Annotated in this window: 16 protein-coding genes; 10 read left to right on the forward strand and 6 right to left on the reverse strand. The window is 61.1% G+C overall.

Annotated elements, in window-relative coordinates; genetic code table 11:
* Window positions 1-30 precede the first annotated feature (30 nt).
* A complete protein-coding gene (locus RGR602_RS04605; RefSeq protein WP_039844137.1) occupies window positions 31-1,188 on the reverse strand; it encodes a PA0069 family radical SAM protein in 1,158 nt (385 codons plus the stop codon).
* 137 nt (window positions 1,189-1,325) lie between these two features.
* Here RGR602_RS04605 and RGR602_RS04610 point away from each other — a divergent pair, with 137 nt between their 5' ends.
* Window positions 1,326-1,844: a glycosyl transferase gene (locus RGR602_RS04610; RefSeq protein ID WP_039844138.1), complete on the forward strand. Its 519-nt coding sequence runs from the start codon at window positions 1,326-1,328 to the stop codon at window positions 1,842-1,844.
* 187 nt (window positions 1,845-2,031) lie between these two features.
* Window positions 2,032-2,346, forward strand: coding sequence for a hypothetical protein (locus tag RGR602_RS04615; RefSeq protein ID WP_039844139.1), 315 nt, complete (start codon window positions 2,032-2,034; stop codon window positions 2,344-2,346).
* A gap of 47 nt (window positions 2,347-2,393) precedes the next feature.
* Here the strand turns inward: RGR602_RS04615 and moaB are convergent, their stop codons facing one another.
* From moaB to RGR602_RS04635, 4 genes are all read right to left on the reverse strand, one after another.
* Window positions 2,394-2,945, reverse strand: a complete 552-nt coding sequence (gene moaB / locus RGR602_RS04620) for a molybdenum cofactor biosynthesis protein B (protein ID WP_039844140.1) — start codon at window positions 2,943-2,945, stop codon at window positions 2,394-2,396.
* Window positions 2,945-3,832: a 4-(cytidine 5'-diphospho)-2-C-methyl-D-erythritol kinase gene (locus RGR602_RS04625; protein WP_039844141.1), complete on the reverse strand. Its 888-nt coding sequence runs from the start codon at window positions 3,830-3,832 to the stop codon at window positions 2,945-2,947. Before RGR602_RS04625 ends, moaB begins: the two co-directional genes overlap by 1 nt.
* 6 nt (window positions 3,833-3,838) lie before the next feature.
* Entirely contained in the window at window positions 3,839-5,671 is a 1,833-nt protein-coding gene (locus RGR602_RS04630; RefSeq protein ID WP_039844142.1) for a tetratricopeptide repeat protein, read from the reverse strand.
* Between the two features lie 132 nt (window positions 5,672-5,803).
* Entirely contained in the window at window positions 5,804-6,820 is a 1,017-nt protein-coding gene (locus RGR602_RS04635) for a polyprenyl synthetase family protein (protein WP_039844143.1), read from the reverse strand.
* A 108-nt stretch (window positions 6,821-6,928) separates the two neighbouring features.
* On the opposite strand from RGR602_RS04635, the gene RGR602_RS04640 reads away from it, so the two are divergent.
* Complete coding sequence (locus tag RGR602_RS04640; RefSeq protein ID WP_028739850.1) at window positions 6,929-7,156, forward strand: putative signal transducing protein; 228 nt, start codon at window positions 6,929-6,931, stop codon at window positions 7,154-7,156.
* Window positions 7,157-7,163: 7 nt separating this feature from the next.
* Window positions 7,164-7,955, forward strand: coding sequence for a tRNA1(Val) (adenine(37)-N6)-methyltransferase (locus tag RGR602_RS04645; RefSeq protein WP_039844144.1), 792 nt, complete (start codon window positions 7,164-7,166; stop codon window positions 7,953-7,955).
* Here the strand turns inward: RGR602_RS04645 and RGR602_RS04650 are convergent.
* Window positions 7,933-9,273, reverse strand: a complete 1,341-nt coding sequence (locus RGR602_RS04650) for an Nramp family divalent metal transporter (protein ID WP_039844145.1) — start codon at window positions 9,271-9,273, stop codon at window positions 7,933-7,935. The genes RGR602_RS04645 and RGR602_RS04650 overlap by 23 nt on opposite strands.
* A gap of 166 nt (window positions 9,274-9,439) precedes the next feature.
* Between RGR602_RS04650 and RGR602_RS04655 the strand changes: the two genes are divergently transcribed.
* The 6 genes from RGR602_RS04655 to RGR602_RS04680 all read left to right on the forward strand — a co-directional run bounded on the left by RGR602_RS04655 (window position 9,440) and on the right by RGR602_RS04680 (window position 16,210).
* Window positions 9,440-10,300, forward strand: a complete 861-nt coding sequence (locus RGR602_RS04655; protein WP_039844146.1) for a S49 family peptidase — start codon at window positions 9,440-9,442, stop codon at window positions 10,298-10,300.
* 19 nt (window positions 10,301-10,319) lie between these two features.
* On the forward strand, window positions 10,320-10,511 hold the full coding sequence (locus RGR602_RS04660) for a membrane protein (protein WP_039844147.1): 192 nt from the start codon (window positions 10,320-10,322) through the stop codon (window positions 10,509-10,511).
* A 550-nt stretch (window positions 10,512-11,061) separates the two neighbouring features.
* Window positions 11,062-11,997: a glycine--tRNA ligase subunit alpha gene (locus tag RGR602_RS04665; protein WP_407692047.1), complete on the forward strand. Its 936-nt coding sequence runs from the start codon at window positions 11,062-11,064 to the stop codon at window positions 11,995-11,997.
* A gap of 328 nt (window positions 11,998-12,325) precedes the next feature.
* The gene (locus RGR602_RS04670; protein ID WP_039844149.1) at window positions 12,326-12,877 is read left to right on the forward strand and encodes a LemA family protein; all 552 of its coding nucleotides are present in this window, start codon (window positions 12,326-12,328) and stop codon (window positions 12,875-12,877) included.
* Window positions 12,878-12,969: 92 nt separating this feature from the next.
* Window positions 12,970-14,232, forward strand: a complete 1,263-nt coding sequence (locus tag RGR602_RS04675) for a 3-phosphoshikimate 1-carboxyvinyltransferase (RefSeq protein WP_039844150.1) — start codon at window positions 12,970-12,972, stop codon at window positions 14,230-14,232.
* Window positions 14,233-14,275: 43 nt separating this feature from the next.
* Window positions 14,276-16,210: a DUF2207 domain-containing protein gene (locus RGR602_RS04680; RefSeq protein ID WP_039846647.1), complete on the forward strand. Its 1,935-nt coding sequence runs from the start codon at window positions 14,276-14,278 to the stop codon at window positions 16,208-16,210.
* Window positions 16,211-16,263 lie beyond the last annotated feature (53 nt).

Raw genomic sequence — 16,263 nt, forward strand, 5'->3', positions numbered from 1 at the left:
CTCAGGCAACACCCGCGCCCGGACGGGCTGCTAAAGCAGCGAAAGCTGCACGCCGCTGCCATCCGGCGGCACGAAAAGATCATCGCGAAGCGGCATGCTGCGCCTTGTCATGCCGAGCCGTTTCGTCGCCATCTCGAAGCGGCGGGCGAGCTGCCAGGCATAGGGGCCGGCGCCTTTCATGCGCTTGCCGAATTCTGCGTCGTAGTCCTTGCCGCCGCGCATCGAGCGGACCAGCGACATCACGTGCCGGTAGCGATCCGGATAGTTCTGCAGCAGCCAGTCGCGGAAAAGCGGCGCGACTTCCAGCGGCAGGCGCAGGATCACGTAGCCCGCCTCCAGCGCACCGGCAACCTTTGCCGCGTCGAGAATGCGTTCCAGCTCGTGGTCGTTCAGCGCGGGGATCATCGGAGCGGCCATCACCGAGGTCGGGATGCCCGCCTCTGTCAGGGCCTGGATCGCCTCCAGCCGGCGCGGCGGCGTTGCGGCGCGCGGTTCCATCGCACGAGCGAGCTTGCGGTCGAGCGTGGTCAGCGAAAGCGCGGCACGCACAAGGTTCTTGGCTGCCATCTCCTGCAGGATGTCGATATCGCGCAGAATCAGCGCCGACTTGGTAACGATCGAGACCGGATGGTTCGCCTTGTTCAGCACTTCGAGGATCTGCCGCATGATACGCCATTCCTTCTCGATCGGCTGGTAGGGATCGGTATTGGTTCCGATGGCGATGACCCGCGGCTTGTAGCCGGGCCTCGCGAGCTCGCGCTCCAAAAGTTTGGCCGCATCCGGTTTGGCAAACAGCCTGGCTTCGAAATCGAGGCCCGCCGAAAGCCCCATATAGGCATGCGTCGGCCGGGCGAAGCAGTAGATGCAGCCGTGTTCGCAGCCGCGATAGGGATTGATCGAACGGTCGAACGGAACGTCCGGCGACTCGTTGCGGGTAATCGCCGTGCGCGGCTTTTCGATCTGCACTTCGGTCTTGAAGGGGGGCAGTTCTTCCAGCGTTTGCCAGCCGTCGTCGAAGGCCTCGCGGTGCATCGGCTCGAAGCGCCCGCTGGGGTTCAGTCCAGCCGCACGGCCGCGGCGCCGGTCGCCCTCGATGCGAAGGCCGGAAGAGGCGATCAACGCTTCGGCAACATCCGCCGTATTGGCAGGCGCAAACGCAGCCTGCCCTGCAAGGGACTGTTCGTTCATTCGGTTCTCCCGGGACAAGGCCATTGCCGTCGTCCGTCTTGATGATTAAATTCCTATCGAGAAAAAGAGAACAATGCAAGAACAAAATGAGGAAAGACATGCTGGCAAATTTTTGTGCGGCGCTTTATAAATAGGCAATGTTGACGGTTGTTTTGGAGTGCCAGGATCAGGAACCTGAGCTGGCGCAGACTTTATCGGTGCTGGTGGCGGGTGCAGTCGAAGGGCTCGTAAGCGACGTGGTCGTGCTCGATCACGGCTCGCGCGATGGTACATCCAGGGTGGCGGACGCGGCTGGGTGCCGGTTCCATTCGCAATGGGATATCAAGGATGTATTTCGCTCGGCCCGCGGCGAGTGGCTACTTTTCGTCGAACCTGGCGCCCGGCCGCAGACTGGTTGGATAGACGAGATCGCCGAATACGTCGCCCTCAACAAAGTTCCGGCGCGTTTCACCGCCTCGCGCGGATACAGGCGCCCGTTTTTCCAGCGTGTAGGCCGGTCGCTGCCGCCGCTGGAACTCGGCCTTCTCCTGTCGAAGAAACACGCGATTGCCGCCGCAAGAAGCGGAATGCGCCTTTCCGAATTTGCCAAGGGGCAGAAGCTGCGCAAGCTTTCCAGCGAACTAATTCCCTCCTGGGTCGCCCGCGCCGCACGATAGCGCGCAAACTTTGCAGCACCCGCGCTAAAGATGGCGCCCGATACGATTTCGCGCTATAATTCAGCCATGGCGCCGCCCGAGCGCCCCCGCTTCTTGGCGGCCGACCATGGAATTGCCGACAGACGGCAGAACAGGTCACAGCGGAAGTCTCCTCTTCTGCCGGGTTTCCGGCGAAAGGAGGTGCGTCATGAAACGCAATATGATCCGCGGCCTGCTGGCCGTCATATTGACGACATTGGTGATCGCGCATCCGCATTCGGCAGCATCGCAGATGATGCGCAGTTGCGCAGGCCGATCCGAGGTCGTCGAGTTCCTGGACAAGAACTTCGCCGAAAAGCTCACCGCGGTCGGACTGATCAACCAGAACGCCATTCTTGAGGTCTATGCCGCCAAGAGCGGCACCTGGACACTCATCATTACGGATGTTCACGGCGTCAGCTGCTTCCTGCTGTCGGGTGACAGCTGGGAAACGATACCCACTCTGCCGGGCTTGGATACATAGCGAACCCAGGCTGCTGCCATGGCGCATCCTGGGCAGCAGCGCGCCTTCTACTTCCCCATGCCGCGCTTCATGTGCTCGTCGAGCCGCGGCATGATCTCCACGAAATTGCAGGGCATGTGGCGGTAGTCAAGCTGCGCCTTCAAGATGCCGTCCCAGGCGTCCTTGCAGGCGCCAGGCGAGCCCGGGAGCACGAAGATGAAGGTCGCCTTGGCAACCCCTGCCGTTGCCCGCGATTGGATCGTCGACGTGCCGATCTTGTCGTAGGAGACGCGGTGGAAGACTGCCGAGAAGCCGTCCATGCGCTTCTCGAACAGCGGCTCCAGCGCCTCGGGCGTGACGTCGCGGCCGGTCAGGCCGGTGCCGCCGGTGGTGATCACGACGTCGATGCCGTGCGTCTCCGTCCAGGCGTTGACCTGGGCAGCGATCGCCACCTTGTCGTCGCGCACGATGGCGCGGTCCATCAGCTTGTGGCCGGCCTCGGCGATGCGCGCCACAAGTGTGTCGCCGGATTTGTCGTTCTCCAGCGTGCGCGTGTCCGAAACCGTCAGAACGGCGATGCCGACGGGAATGAACGGCCGCTGTTCGTCGATACCTGCCATCACCTGTCTCCCGAAAGCGTTTCCGTCGCCTGGAAATACCAGTCCGGCCGTTCTCTGTGAAGCTTTGCCGCGGCCGCTCGGGCTGTTTCAATCGAGCCGAAGATGCCGAAACAGGTTGCGCCGGAGCCGGACATGCGGACAAGTCTTGCGCCTGCGTCCTTCAATGCGGCCGACACATCTTCGATCTCGGGAACAAGCCTGCGGGCAGGCGGCTCGAGATCGTTCCGGTTGGCCCCGATCGCCGCCAGCCAGTCGCTGCCCCGCAAGGCAAGCGGCGGGTTGTTCTTCGCCGTCAGCATCCGGAATATCTCGGGCGTCGAGACCGCCTTCAGCGGATTGGCCAGCACGATCGCAAAAGAGGGCAAGGCAACGGGCTCGATCTGGTCGCCAATCCCGCGCGCAATCAGCGGCCGGTTCGCGAGGCACATGGGAACGTCGGCGCCAAGTCTGAGAGCGATCGCCGACAGCCTCCCGCCGGGCAGGCGGAGGCTCCAAAGCCGCATGAGGCCGCGAAGGGCGGCTGCCGCATCCGCGGAACCGCCCCCGATACCAGAGGCGATCGGAAGGTTTTTTTCGAGATGGATATGGACCGGCGGTGCATGGTCGCCCTGCGCCAGCGCTGCCTGGCGAAGCATGTCGCGCGCCTTGAGCACCAGATTGCTGCGCGAACCGATGTCGAGAGCGGGGCCGAACCGTCCGCTGATCGTGAATTCGTCCGATGGCGAAGGGGCAAAGCCCAGCCTGTCGCCGTGGCCGGCAAAGGTCACCAGCATGTCCAGCAGATGATAGCCGTCGGCTTTCTGGCCCGTCACGTGCAGGGCAAGATTGATCTTAGCGAAAGCATCTTCGGTAACCGCGAAGCCGCCGCCCATGCCCGCACCAGGCATGGGTTGTCAGGACTTCTTGTCGGCCGGCGGCGGCGTAACAGGCACCGGATCCGGCTGCTTCTTGTCGGCCGCCTTGGCGTCGTCGTTGTCCGTCGTCAGACCGTTCGCGATCTTGTCCTTGATTCTCGGAATCTCGGTCTCTTCCGGTTCCGAACTAAGCGCCCGGTTCCACTGATAAACGGCCTCGAGCTTGCGTCCGACGTGCCAGTAGGCGTCGCCCAGGTGGTCGTTGATCGTCGCATCACCGGCCTTGATTTCGGCGGCCTTTTCCAGTTCGGCAACGGCATCGTCGTAACGGTTCAGGCGGTAATAGGCCCAGCCGAGCGAGTCGATGATGTAGCCGTCGTCCGGACGAAGGTCGACGGCCTTCTTGATCATCGTCAGGCCCTCGTCGAGGTTGCGATTCATGTCGATCCATGAATAGCCGAGATAATTCAGAACCTGCGGCTGATCCGGATTGAGGTCGAGCGCCTTGCGGAAGTTCGGCTCGGCCTGGTCCCACTTCTTCAGGCGCTCATAGGCGATTCCGCGCTGGAAGAAGACAGTCCAGTCGGCGCGGCGCGGCAGCGGGCCGATCACCTCCACCGCCTTGTCGTAATTCGCCGCCATTTCCGCATAGTCCTTGGCGTCGGAAAGCACGCTGCCATAGGCGAGATAGGAGCGGACGTCCTTAGGGTCAGAAACGATCAGCGCCTTGAGGTGTTTGCGTGCCTCGTCGGTCTTGCCGCCCTGTGCCAGGGCAAGGCCGAGCTGAAGCTCCGAGATGCGTCGCATCGGGGAGTTTTCCGGCACGCGCCTGTAGAATTCGATGGCGCGATCCGTCTGTTCCTGTTTTTCAGCAATGCCGCCGAGAAGGACCAGCGTATCGGCGCTGTTCGGGTCAAGCGTATTGGCCGTCTGCAGATAGAGCGAGACGATGTCTTCGGCGCCGTCGCGGTTCAACGCGCTGCCGATGGAGAAAAGCACCGCGGCAGCGCCCTGCGCGGCGTTGCGCACTTGCTGTTCGGGCTTTTCGCCCTTCTCGATGCTCTGGCGCAGCGCATTCAGCGGCGCATAGTTCGGCAGCATGTTGTCACCGACCGAGATAGCGTCGAGCGCCTTCTGCTTGTTGCCCTGGGATGCTTCGAGGCGGGCAAGCGCCATGACAGCGCGCATGAAGGTGTCGGGTGCGGTCGCGCCGCCATCCTTGTCCAGCACTGCATCGTTCAAATGTCTGCGCGCGGCCGCCACGTTGCCGGTTACGATCGCAATTGCGCCCGCATGATAGTTCTGGAATATGCCGAACCATTCCGGGCCCTTCATCTTCTCGACCATCGAAAGAGCTTCCTTGTTGCGGCCGGCGCCGGCGCGCGCCCAGGCGAGCAAAAGGTCGTTCATCATGCGGTCGAGGTCGTTCGGGCCGTCATATTTAAGGATCGCTTCAGCGCTCTTGAACTCGCCGCGGCGCATCGCGTCCATGCTGCGCACGACGGTGGTGATGCGCTCGACGGAAGGATCCTTCTTCAGGTCGTTGGCATATTTCACGCCATCTTCGATATTGCCGTTCAAAAGCAGCGAGATCATCAGGCGCTGGCGGATCTCCGGGTTGCCAGGCTCGATCTGGAGGGCCTTCTTGTAGAGCTCGATCGCCGTCTTGTAGTCATGATCGACATCGGCCGTGCGGGCAGCAAGAAATGCGCCTGCAAAAGTACCGACCGTATCCGGGTCGAAGATCACGTTCTTGCTGGCATCGTCCGTCTTGGTCGCCTCTTCGGCATTCACGCCGCCAAGCGCGCCGAGCGAAATGACCGCTGCAAGGGCTACGCTCGAAAGAAGACGGATGGCATATCTCTGCCGCATTAGAAAACCTTTCATCAGGGCAGCCGATTTATCCGGCCGGCTGCGAAATCAGTTGAAAAGACTGATTCACAATAGGATGGCTTTTTTGAAGCGGCCCTGCAAGAAAATCAGCCCGCGATCAAGGACCTTTGATCAGTTGACCCGCTCGATGCAGAAATCGATCACTTCCATGAGGGCCGATTTCCAGGCCGTTTCGGGGAGCGGCGCCAGCGCGTCGCGGGCGATCGTGCCGTAATGAACGGCCCGCGAGATCGTGTCGTTCAGCGTGCCGTATTTGGTGATCAGGCCGAGAGCCTTTTCCAGGTTGGCATCAGTGCTGTTGCCGCCTTCGATCGCATCACGCCAGAAGGCGCGCTCGTCCTGTGTTCCGCGGCGATAGGCGAGGATGACGGGAAGGGTGATCTTGCCTTCGCGGAAGTCGTCGCCGACATTCTTGCCGAGGTCCGCAGCCTTGCCGCCGTAATCCAGCGCGTCATCGACAAGCTGGAAGGCGAGGCCGAGATTCATGCCGTAGGATTTCAGCGCATTGCGGCCTGATTTGCCGGCGTCTGCGACGATCGGGCCGACTTCGGCAGCAGCGGCAAAGAGTGCTGCCGTCTTGGCCCGGATAACGGAAAGATAGTCGTCCTCCGTCGTCTCCATGTTCTTGGCGACCGAAAGCTGCAGCACTTCCCCTTCGGCAATGACGCAGGCGGCGGACGAAAGGACATCGAGCGCATCGAGTGAGCCGACATCCACCATCATGCGGAAGGCCTGGCCAAGCAGGAAATCGCCAACGAGAACGCTCGCCTGGTTGCCCCAGATCGTGCGCGCCGTTGATTTGCCGCGGCGCAGATTGCTTTCGTCGACGACGTCGTCATGCAGCAGCGTTGCCGTGTGCATGAACTCGACGCTGGTCGCGAGCTTGACATGGTTTTCGCCTCGATAGTCGAAGAGACAGGCCGATGCGAGCGTCAGCATCGGGCGCAGGCGCTTGCCGCCGGAAGAGATCAGGTGATTTGCGACCTCCGGGATCATCTGCACGTCGGAACCGGCCTTCGAAAGAATAAGCTGGTTGACCCGCTCCATGTCCGCCCGTGTCAAATCGACCAGCGGCTTGACGGATGCCAGTTTGTTTTTGCTTTCTTCAAGCGGTATGACCACGCCCAACGACCCGGACTCCTGTTCATTCTTTGGAATTGACAATAGAAAGGGGCGATTGAAGCGGCAAGGGGTGAATTGTCGCGCAACACAGAATTGAAAGGGAATTGACCGCAAATGCATGAACTTATCCGCGCAAATGACCCTGTTCTATTGTCCTATGCGCAGAGTCTTCTGAAGGATGCGGGAATTCACTGCTTTGTCGCCGATCAGGATATGAGCATTCTCGAGGGGTCGCTCGGCATGCTGCCGCGCCGTCTGCTCGTCGAGGAGGAGCGAGCCGATCAGGCCCGCCGCATCCTCACGGATGCCGGTCTCGCCGGCGAATTGCGTATCGCGAAATAATGTGGCCATGAACGGCGCTTCCGACACGATCGATGCCTTCCATCGCGGCAGCTTTTACATCGTCCAGCCGAAGGGCAGGGGGCACCGTTCGGGCATGGATGCCATGCTGCTCGCAGCACTCGTTGCCGATGACCGTGCGATCAAGGTTGCCGATCTTGGCGCCGGCGCCGGTGCCGCCGGACTGGCCGTGGTCTGCCGGCTGCAGAAGGCGCAGGCCGTGCTTTTCGAACGCTCTGCGGAAATGGCCGATTATGCCCGCCGAAGCATTGCGTTGCCGGAAAATGCCCATGTGGCGGGCCGCGTTTCGGTCGTCGAGGCGGATGTGACGCTCACGGCAAGGGCGCGCAACGACGCGGGCCTTGCCGACGAAGTCTTCCATCATGTCATCATGAACCCGCCTTTCAACGACGCGGCTGACCGGCGAACGCCCGATGCGCTGAAGGCTGAAGCGCATGCGATGACGGATGGTCTTTTCGAAAGATGGATTCGTACCGCCGGCGCGATCATGATCCCCGGCGGGCAATTGTCGCTGATTGCGCGGCCCGAATCCATCGCCGACATCATCACCGGCTGCGGCAGGCGCTTCGGCGGCATCGAGATTACCCCCATCCATCCGCGCAAAGGTGAGAATGCCGTCCGCATCCTGGTGACGGCGATCAAGGGGTCGCGGGCGCGCCTTTCATTGCGCGCACCCCTTATCATGCACGAAGAAGGAACGCATAAGTTCTCCCCCTTCGTCGACGATCTGAACAATGGCCGCTCGGCCTATGCAAGGCTTAGCCGGTCACGAAGTCGATAAGCAGCTTGATATTCAATCCGGCGATCACGACTGCGATCACATAGGCAATAGTGCTCAGCCAGCGCGGCGCGACGAGCTCGCCCATCTTGGCCTTGCTGGCGGTGAACATCACCAGCGGGAAGACGGCGAAGGAAAGCTGCAGGCTGAGCACGACCTGCGTCAGGATCAGCAATTGTGCCGTGCCCTGGTTGCCGTACCAGATGGTCACGATCGCCGCCGGCACGATTGCGATGGCGCGGGTAGTCAGACGGCGTACCCATGGCTGAAGCTTGATCTTCAGGAAGCCTTCCATGACGATCTGGCCCGCAAGCGTTGCCGTCACGGTCGAATTCAGGCCGCAACAGAGCAGGGCGATGCCGAAAAGCGTGGGTGCGATCGCAAGCCCGAGCAGCGGTGACAGCAGCGAGTGCGCCTCGCCGAGTTCGACGATGTCCGTCCGGCCGTGGGCGTTGAATGCGGCTGCGGCAAGGATCAGGATCGAGGCGTTGATCAACAGCGCAAAAGAGAGCGCAAAGGTCGAGTCGATCGTCGCATAGGTCAGCGCTTCCCGCTTTTCCGGCACGGTGTGGCCGTAGGCGCGGGTCTGCACGATGCCGGAATGCAGATAGAGATTATGTGGCATGACTGTCGCGCCGAGAATGCCGAGCGCCAGATAGAGCATTTCCGGGTTGCTGACGATTTCCGTCGTCGGGAAGAAGCCCGTGATGACGGCGCCCCACTGCGGGTCGGCGAGGAAGATCTGCACGCCGAAGCACAGCGCAATGACGCCGAGAAGCGTGATGATGAACGCTTCGATCCAGCGGAAGCCGAGCTTTTGCAGATAGAGAATAAGGAAAACGTCGAGCGCCGTAATCAGCACGCCGAGTTCCAGCGGAACGCCGAAGATCAGGTTGAGGCCGATTGCCGTGCCGATCACCTCGGCAATGTCCGTCGCGATGATTGCGATTTCCGCAAAGGCCCACAGCGGTACGGAAACGATTTTGGGGAAGGCGTCCCGGCAGGCCTGCGCCAGATCGCGGCCAGAAGCAATGGCGAGCCGGGCGCAAAGCGATTGCAGCACGATCGCCATGAGGTTCGAAAGCAGCGCCACAGTCAGCAGCGCGTAGCCGAATTTCGAGCCGCCGGCGAGCGAGGTCGCCCAGTTTCCGGGATCCATATAGCCGACCGCGACCATGTAGCCAGGGCCGGCAAAGGCGGCAATCCGCCGGAGTTTCGATCCCGGGCGGCCTGTGCCGATCGTGCGATAAACGTCTGAAAGCGAGGCTTCTTCGCGGTCGTGTCGCCAGCCGCCTTTTGGAGTACGATTCAAAACATCCATATGATTACCGCTTTTGGGACCAATGCCCCGCACTATGCCCGATTAGAATGATAATGCAAGTCATTCGCAAAATGAAAAATCGGATGCATGTTGGGAAGTTGGCCCATTGCGTTTGCTGCTCCATTGCATACATGGATTGCGATGCCGAGAGCGAGAAGGATTTGAAATGGCCGGATTTTTGAGAAAGCTGGTACCGAAGCGTTTCCGCAAGGAAGGGGTGATCATCCCGGTCGTCAGGCTTCAGGGCGCAATCATGAGCGGCGGCGGCCAGTTCCGCCCGATACTCAATCTCGCCAATGTCGCACCGGTGCTGGAAAAGGCGTTCTCTGACAAGGAAGCTCCCGCTGTCGCCATTGCCGTCAATTCGCCGGGCGGTTCGCCCGTTCAGTCGCGGCTTATCTTCACCCGCATCCGCGAGCTTGCTCGTGAAAAGCAGAAGAAGGTGCTGGTCTTCGTCGAGGACGTGGCGGCCTCCGGCGGCTACATGATCGCGCTTGCCGGCGATGAGATCATTGCCGACCCGACCTCTATCGTCGGTTCGATCGGCGTCGTTTCCGGTGGCTTCGGCTTCCCCGAACTCCTCAAGAAGATCGGCGTCGAGCGCCGCGTCTATACGGCCGGCGAAAACAAGGTCATCCTCGATCCCTTCCAGCCTGAAAAAGAGAAGGACATTGAATATCTGAAGACCCTTCAGCTCGAGATCCACGAGGTCTTCATCACCATGGTGCGCGAACGCCGCGCCGGGAGACTGAAGGATGACGAAACCGTCTTTTCCGGCCTATTCTGGAGCGGCACGCGCGGGCTCGAGCTCGGCCTCGTCGACAGCCTCGGCGACATGCGCCAGGAACTGAAAAGGCGCTACGGCCCGAAGACCAGGCTGCAGCTCGTCACCGCCGCCCGCAGCCTCTTCGGCCGGCGGATGCCCGGTGTCTCGCCCGTCTCGATTGATGGCTTGGCATCAGGTCTCGCGACGGGACTTGTCGAAGCGGCGGAAGAAAAGGCATTGTGGAGCCGCTACGGACTGTGAGAGGAGAAGAAAAAGGGAGATGGCGCAGCTTATAACAATCATAATCCTGGTCGGCGCTGCCTGGTGGCTTTACCGCCGCTTCATCTCCGATGCCAAGCGCTTGCAGGAAAAATCCCGCCGTGCCGAGAAGGAGCGTCAGACCGGCGCCGTCGGCACGCTTGTCAAGGATCCGGTGACCGGCGAATACCGCGTGAAGCGGGAGGATGAATGATGGTGACCAATGAAGAACATGCGCAGGCTCTCGACTGAATACGCGCTTTGCGGCTGCAAGTGCCGGCCGACTACAAGTTCGGTCGTGACAAGGCGAGTTCTTGCAATAGGAGCGTGCTTAACCCCGCTCGACAGCGAAGCAAATGACCGCTTTATCTGAAGCCGGATGCCCGGAGCCCGGGGGAGCGTCGTTTCTTATGGTTCGATATGAGTCGTGTTCGCCGGCTCTCCGTAGGTCGGAATAGTTTGAATTAAATCGCCGATATTAAGCAGGTCGGTCTTCGACCTCTTCCTCAAGCCGCATTGGGGCGATACCCTCGCCAATGACATCGGATGCGCTTGGAAAACGCCCCGTTTTCGGCGAACTCTTCTGCAACGCGTAAATCCTCATCAGACAGCATGACCGTTGTCTTGACGTTGGCGACGGAGCTCCTTCCAAAACATGGTCCGATCATACGTTAAGTATTGACCCTTGCCCTCTCCCATGGCACCTGTCCGGCAAAATACGCAACCGGTGGCTTGTCTCCATGTCTGCATCGATTTCCGACCATATGAACCCGAAGCGCTCGTTCCAGGCGCTGATCCTGACGCTTCATAACTACTGGGCGGACAAGGGTTGTGCGGTTCTGCAGCCCTATGACATGGAGGTCGGCGCCGGTACGTTCCATCCGGCGACCACGCTGCGCGCGCTCGGCCCGAAGCCGTGGAAGGCTGCCTATGTCCAACCGTCGCGCCGTCCGTCGGACGGCCGCTACGGTGAAAACCCAAACCGTCTGCAGCATTATTACCAGTATCAGGTCATCCTGAAGCCGAACCCGCCGAACCTGCAGGAGCTTTACCTCGGCTCCCTGGCGGCGATCGGTCTCGATCCGCTGCTGCACGACATCCGGTTCGTCGAAGACGACTGGGAAAGCCCGACGCTCGGCGCATGGGGGCTGGGCTGGGAGTGCTGGTGCGACGGCATGGAAGTCTCGCAGTTCACTTACTTCCAGCAGGTCTGCGGCATCGAATGCGCGCCGGTTGCCGGCGAACTGACCTATGGCCTCGAGCGTCTGGCGATGTATGTGCAGGGCGTCGACAACGTCTACGACTTGAACTTCAACGGCCGCGAAGGCGACGAAAAGATCAGCTACGGCGACGTCTTCCTGCAGGCCGAACAGGAATACTCACGCCACAACTTCGAATTCGCCAATACCGAGATGCTGCATCGCCATTTCATCGATGCGGAAAAGGAGTGCCAGGCGCTTCTCGCCGCCGGTGCGCCGAGCGACAATGCCAATCAGCTGCTGCACAAGTGTGTATTTCCGGCCTATGACCAGTGCATCAAGGCAAGCCACGTCTTCAACCTCTTGGATGCACGCGGGATGATCTCGGTCACCGAGCGTCAGAGCTATATCCTGCGGGTGCGCACGCTCGCCAAGGCTTGCGGTGAAGCCTTCCTTTTGACGGATGCCGGCGGCATCAATATCGCCGTGGCCGCCGCCTAAGAATGCCGCTTAGCGGCGGTGGTTGGAGCGTACGACGATGCGCCGGGGCGCTGGCCGTGGAGTCTTTCGGAAGACGACGAGAGATGCGATCGCCGACAGGCTCAATAGGTAGATTGCTGCGCTCATTGTCTGATTATTTCCTCGTCGTGAGTTGCGAGTGCACCGTAACCAGGCGGCACATAAGAAAGATATAACCGGCTATGTGTGTGCGGTATCGTGATATTTCGCTAGTCGCTGATGTAAGCCACAGCCCGGAAATGCGGGATGACAATCCAGCGGAAGCCGCATAGTCTCGGTCCAGACTTTGCGTCGTTGCGGGGGATTCGCGATGTATATTGTTGTCGGTGTGATCGTTCTGATCGCGCTTTATCTTGTCTTTATCTATAATGGTCTTGTCCGCGCCCGGCAGATGGCCGAAGAGGCCTGGTCCGGCATCGACGTGCAGCTCAAGCGCCGCGCCGATCTGATCCCAAACCTCATCGAGACCGTCAAGGGCTACGCTACCCACGAAAAGAGCACGCTGGAAGAGGTCGTCGAGCTGCGCAACAAGGCGCAGGCGGTGCCTTCTGGCGATGTAGCGGGCAGGGCGCAAGCGGAAGGCCTTCTCGGCCAGGCGCTGGGCCGTGTTTTGGCGCTAGCCGAAGCCTATCCGGACCTGAAGGCGAACGAGAACTTCTCCGAGCTTCAGGCCTCGCTCGAGACGATGGAAAGCGAAATCCAGATGGCACGCCGGTATTACAACGGCGCTGCCCGTGATCTCAACGTCAAGGTTGAAAGCTTCCCCTCCAATCTGGTCGCCGGGCAGTTCGGCTTCCAGAAGCGGGAATATTTCGAGATCACCAACGAGGCCGACCGCGCCGTTCCGGCCGTCAAATTCTGATATGGGCGTTTGCCTTTGCGCAAAAGCTGCTATGAGCAGGGCCGGTCAAGGCCGCAGGGCGGCTAGCGCAATGGACGGAATAGACAAGCCTCATGAGCAAGGACAAGAAACTCACCATCATCCCGGCTAAGGCTCCGCTCGTGGGGCGCGCCGTGCCGCCGGGCTCGAAGTCGATCACCAACCGCGCGCTGCTCCTGGCCGGCCTCGCCAAGGGTATCAGCCGTCTGACCGGCGCACTGAAGAGCGACGATACGCGCTACATGGCGGATGCGCTGCGCGCCATGGGCGTCGTCATCGACGAACCGGACGATACGAGCTTCGTCGTCACTGGAAGCGGCAAGTTGCTGGCGCCGAAAGCGCCGCTCTTCCTCGGCAATGCCGGCACTGCAACACGCTTCCTGACGGCCGCTGCCGCACTCGTTGATGGCACCGTCGTCGTCGACGGTGATCAGCACATGCGCAAGCGCCCGATCGGCCCGCTCGTTGATGCGTTGCGGTCTCTCGGAATCGATGCGACGGCCGAAACCGGCTGCCCGCCTGTAACCGTCAAGGGGACAGGCTGCTTCGAGGCGAGCCGTATCGGGATCGATGGCGGTCTCTCCAGCCAGTATGTATCCGCGCTGCTGATGATGGCGGCCGGAGGCGACCGCCCGGTGGATATTGAACTCCTCGGCGAGGACATCGGTGCCCTCGGCTACATCGATCTCACGACCGCCGCGATGCGAGCCTTCGGCGCCAAGGTCGAGAAGACGAGCGCAGTCACCTGGCGCGTCGAACCGACCGGCTACACGGCGGCCGATTTCGTCATCGAGCCGGATGCGTCGGCGGCAACTTATCTCTGGGCTGCCGAAGTCCTGACCGGCGGCTCCATCGATCTCGGGGTGCCGAACGGCGCCTTCACGCAGCCGGATGCGCGCGCCTATGAGATGATCGTCAAATTCCCGCGCCTGCCGGCTGAAATCGACGGCTCGCAGATGCAGGACGCGGTTCCGACGCTCGCAGTCCTTGCCGCCTTCAACGAAACGCCCGTCCATTTCGTCGGCATTGCCAATCTGCGCGTCAAGGAATGCGATCGCATCCGCGCGCTGTCGACCGGCCTGACGCAGATTCGCCCGGATCTGGCGCGCGAAGAAGGCGACGATCTCATCGTCCAGTCTGATCCGTCGCTTGCCGGAAGGCGTCTTCCTGCCGAGATCGACACTTTCGCCGACCACCGCATCGCCATGAGCTTCGCGCTCGCCGGGCTGAAGATAGACGGCATCACGATCCTCGATCCGGACTGCGTCGGCAAGACGTTCCCTGCCTATTGGCGCACGCTGGCAGGCCTGGGCGTCAAATATGTGAACGAGGACTGACATTGTCTGAGGCGGCAGCGCGCCGCCGGCGGGGAGAGGTATGATGATCCGGCGGCTTTTCGGCCTTTGCTTCATTCTGTTTCTGGCGCTTGCAGCATATGGGGCAAGTGCCGCGGAGGTCATCAACTCCTTCGCATCAGATATAAAGCTCGAAAAGAGCGGCGCTATGACGGTGACGGAGACAATCACCGTCAATGCCGAGGGCAATCGGATCCGGCGCGGCATCTTCCGCGACTTTCCGCTGACTTTCGTCGATGAAAAAGGTCGCCGCCGCAGCGTCGACTTTGACGTTGTATCGGTGAAACGCGACGGCAATGACGAGCCGTGGAAGACGGAATCCGTCTCCGGTGGCATCCGTATCTATGCTGGGTCGGAAGACGTCATGCTTCCACCAGGCCGCCATCAATATGCCTTCACCTACACCACCAATCGCCAGATCCGCTATTTCGCCGATCACGACGAACTCTATTGGAATGTGACCGGTAACGGCTGGATCTTCCCGATCATGGCCGCGACCGCGACCGTGAACCTGCCAGATGGTGTCATCGCAACCGATACGAATGTCTTCACCGGTGCGCTTGGCGCAAAGGACAAGAATGCCCGGATTTCAGGCGGCAATGCCCGGCCGATCTTCTCGACGACCATGCCGCTCGATGCCAACGAAGGTCTGACGATTGCCGTCAAGCTTCCGAAAGGCGCGATCGATCCACCGAGCGCATCCGATCGGAACATCTGGTGGCTGAAGGACAACCGCGACTATTTCATCGGTTTCGGCGGCCTCCTCCTTGTTTTCCTTTACTACACCCGCTCCTGGCTGAAGGTCGGACGCGACCCTTCCCGCGGCGTCCTTGTGCCGCGCTGGGATCCTCCCGAAGGCATCTCACCGGCGCTCGTCAACTACATCGACAACAAGGGCATTTCAGGCGGGGGTTGGACGGCACTTTCGGCAACGGCGCTGGACCTGGCGGTTCGCGGCTATGTCGCTCTTGAAGACCTCAGGCAATCGATCATCGTACGCCGCACGCAAAAGCCGGTGGGTAAGGAGAAGCTGGAAGCCGGCGAAGCCAGCCTCCTGAGCGCCGTCGCCAACAAGGGCTCGCTGACGATCGACAAGGCAAACGGCGAACGCGTGAAGTCGGTCGGCCAAAGCTTCCGCTCGGCGATCGAGCGGGAACATCGCGGCAAATACTACAATTCCAATACCGGCTATACGACCGGCGGCATCGCGCTCAGCGCTGCCGCACTCGTCGCGCTCTTCGTTTTCGGCACGCTGGAACCCGATGCGATCGTCTTGATGATCATCCCGATCGTCGTTTCTGTCTTCGTCGCCATCTTCGTGGCCGGCTTTGCACGGTCGTTCCGCCCCGGCCAGTCCTTGGGCGGCAAGATCGCCGCTGTGATCGCGATCGCCGTCATCGTTTTTGTCGGCTTCAGCATCGTTTCATCGCTGGCTCTGGCGCTTTTCTCCACGCTCTTGGAGTTCCACGAGACGCCGATGCTCTTTGCCGTCGGCGGCATCGTGCTGCTCAACCTGCTCTATGTCTTCATCATGGGTGCGCCGACGCCGCTTGGTTCGAAGATCATGGATGGCATCGACGGCCTTCGTCAGTATCTGACCCTTGCCGAGAAGGACCGGATGAACATGGCCGGTGCGCCGGAAATGTCGCCCCAACATTTTGAGAGGCTGCTGCCCTATGCGGTTGCACTGGGTGTCGAGAAGCCCTGGACACGCACCTTCGAAACCTGGCTCGCGGCGGCCGCTGCCGGTGCGGCTGCCGCCTATGATCCGTCCTGGTATTACGGCAACTTCAGCAGCGGCAGCTTCTCCGACCGCATCGGCGGCTTCTCGTCGTCGATGGCGTCCACGATCGCCTCGACCATTCCTTCACCTGCGCCCTCCAGTTCCTCTTCCGGTTTTTCCGGTGGCGGCGGTTCTTCGGGTGGTGGCGGGGGAGGCGGCGGCGGTGGCGGCTGGTGAGCTTTCCCGCTTGACCTTTGGCTTCCCGCCCCTTAACCGCCAGACAGAAAACG

The organism is Rhizobium gallicum bv. gallicum R602sp, assembly GCF_000816845.1.
GTDB lineage: Bacteria > Pseudomonadota > Alphaproteobacteria > Rhizobiales > Rhizobiaceae > Rhizobium > Rhizobium gallicum.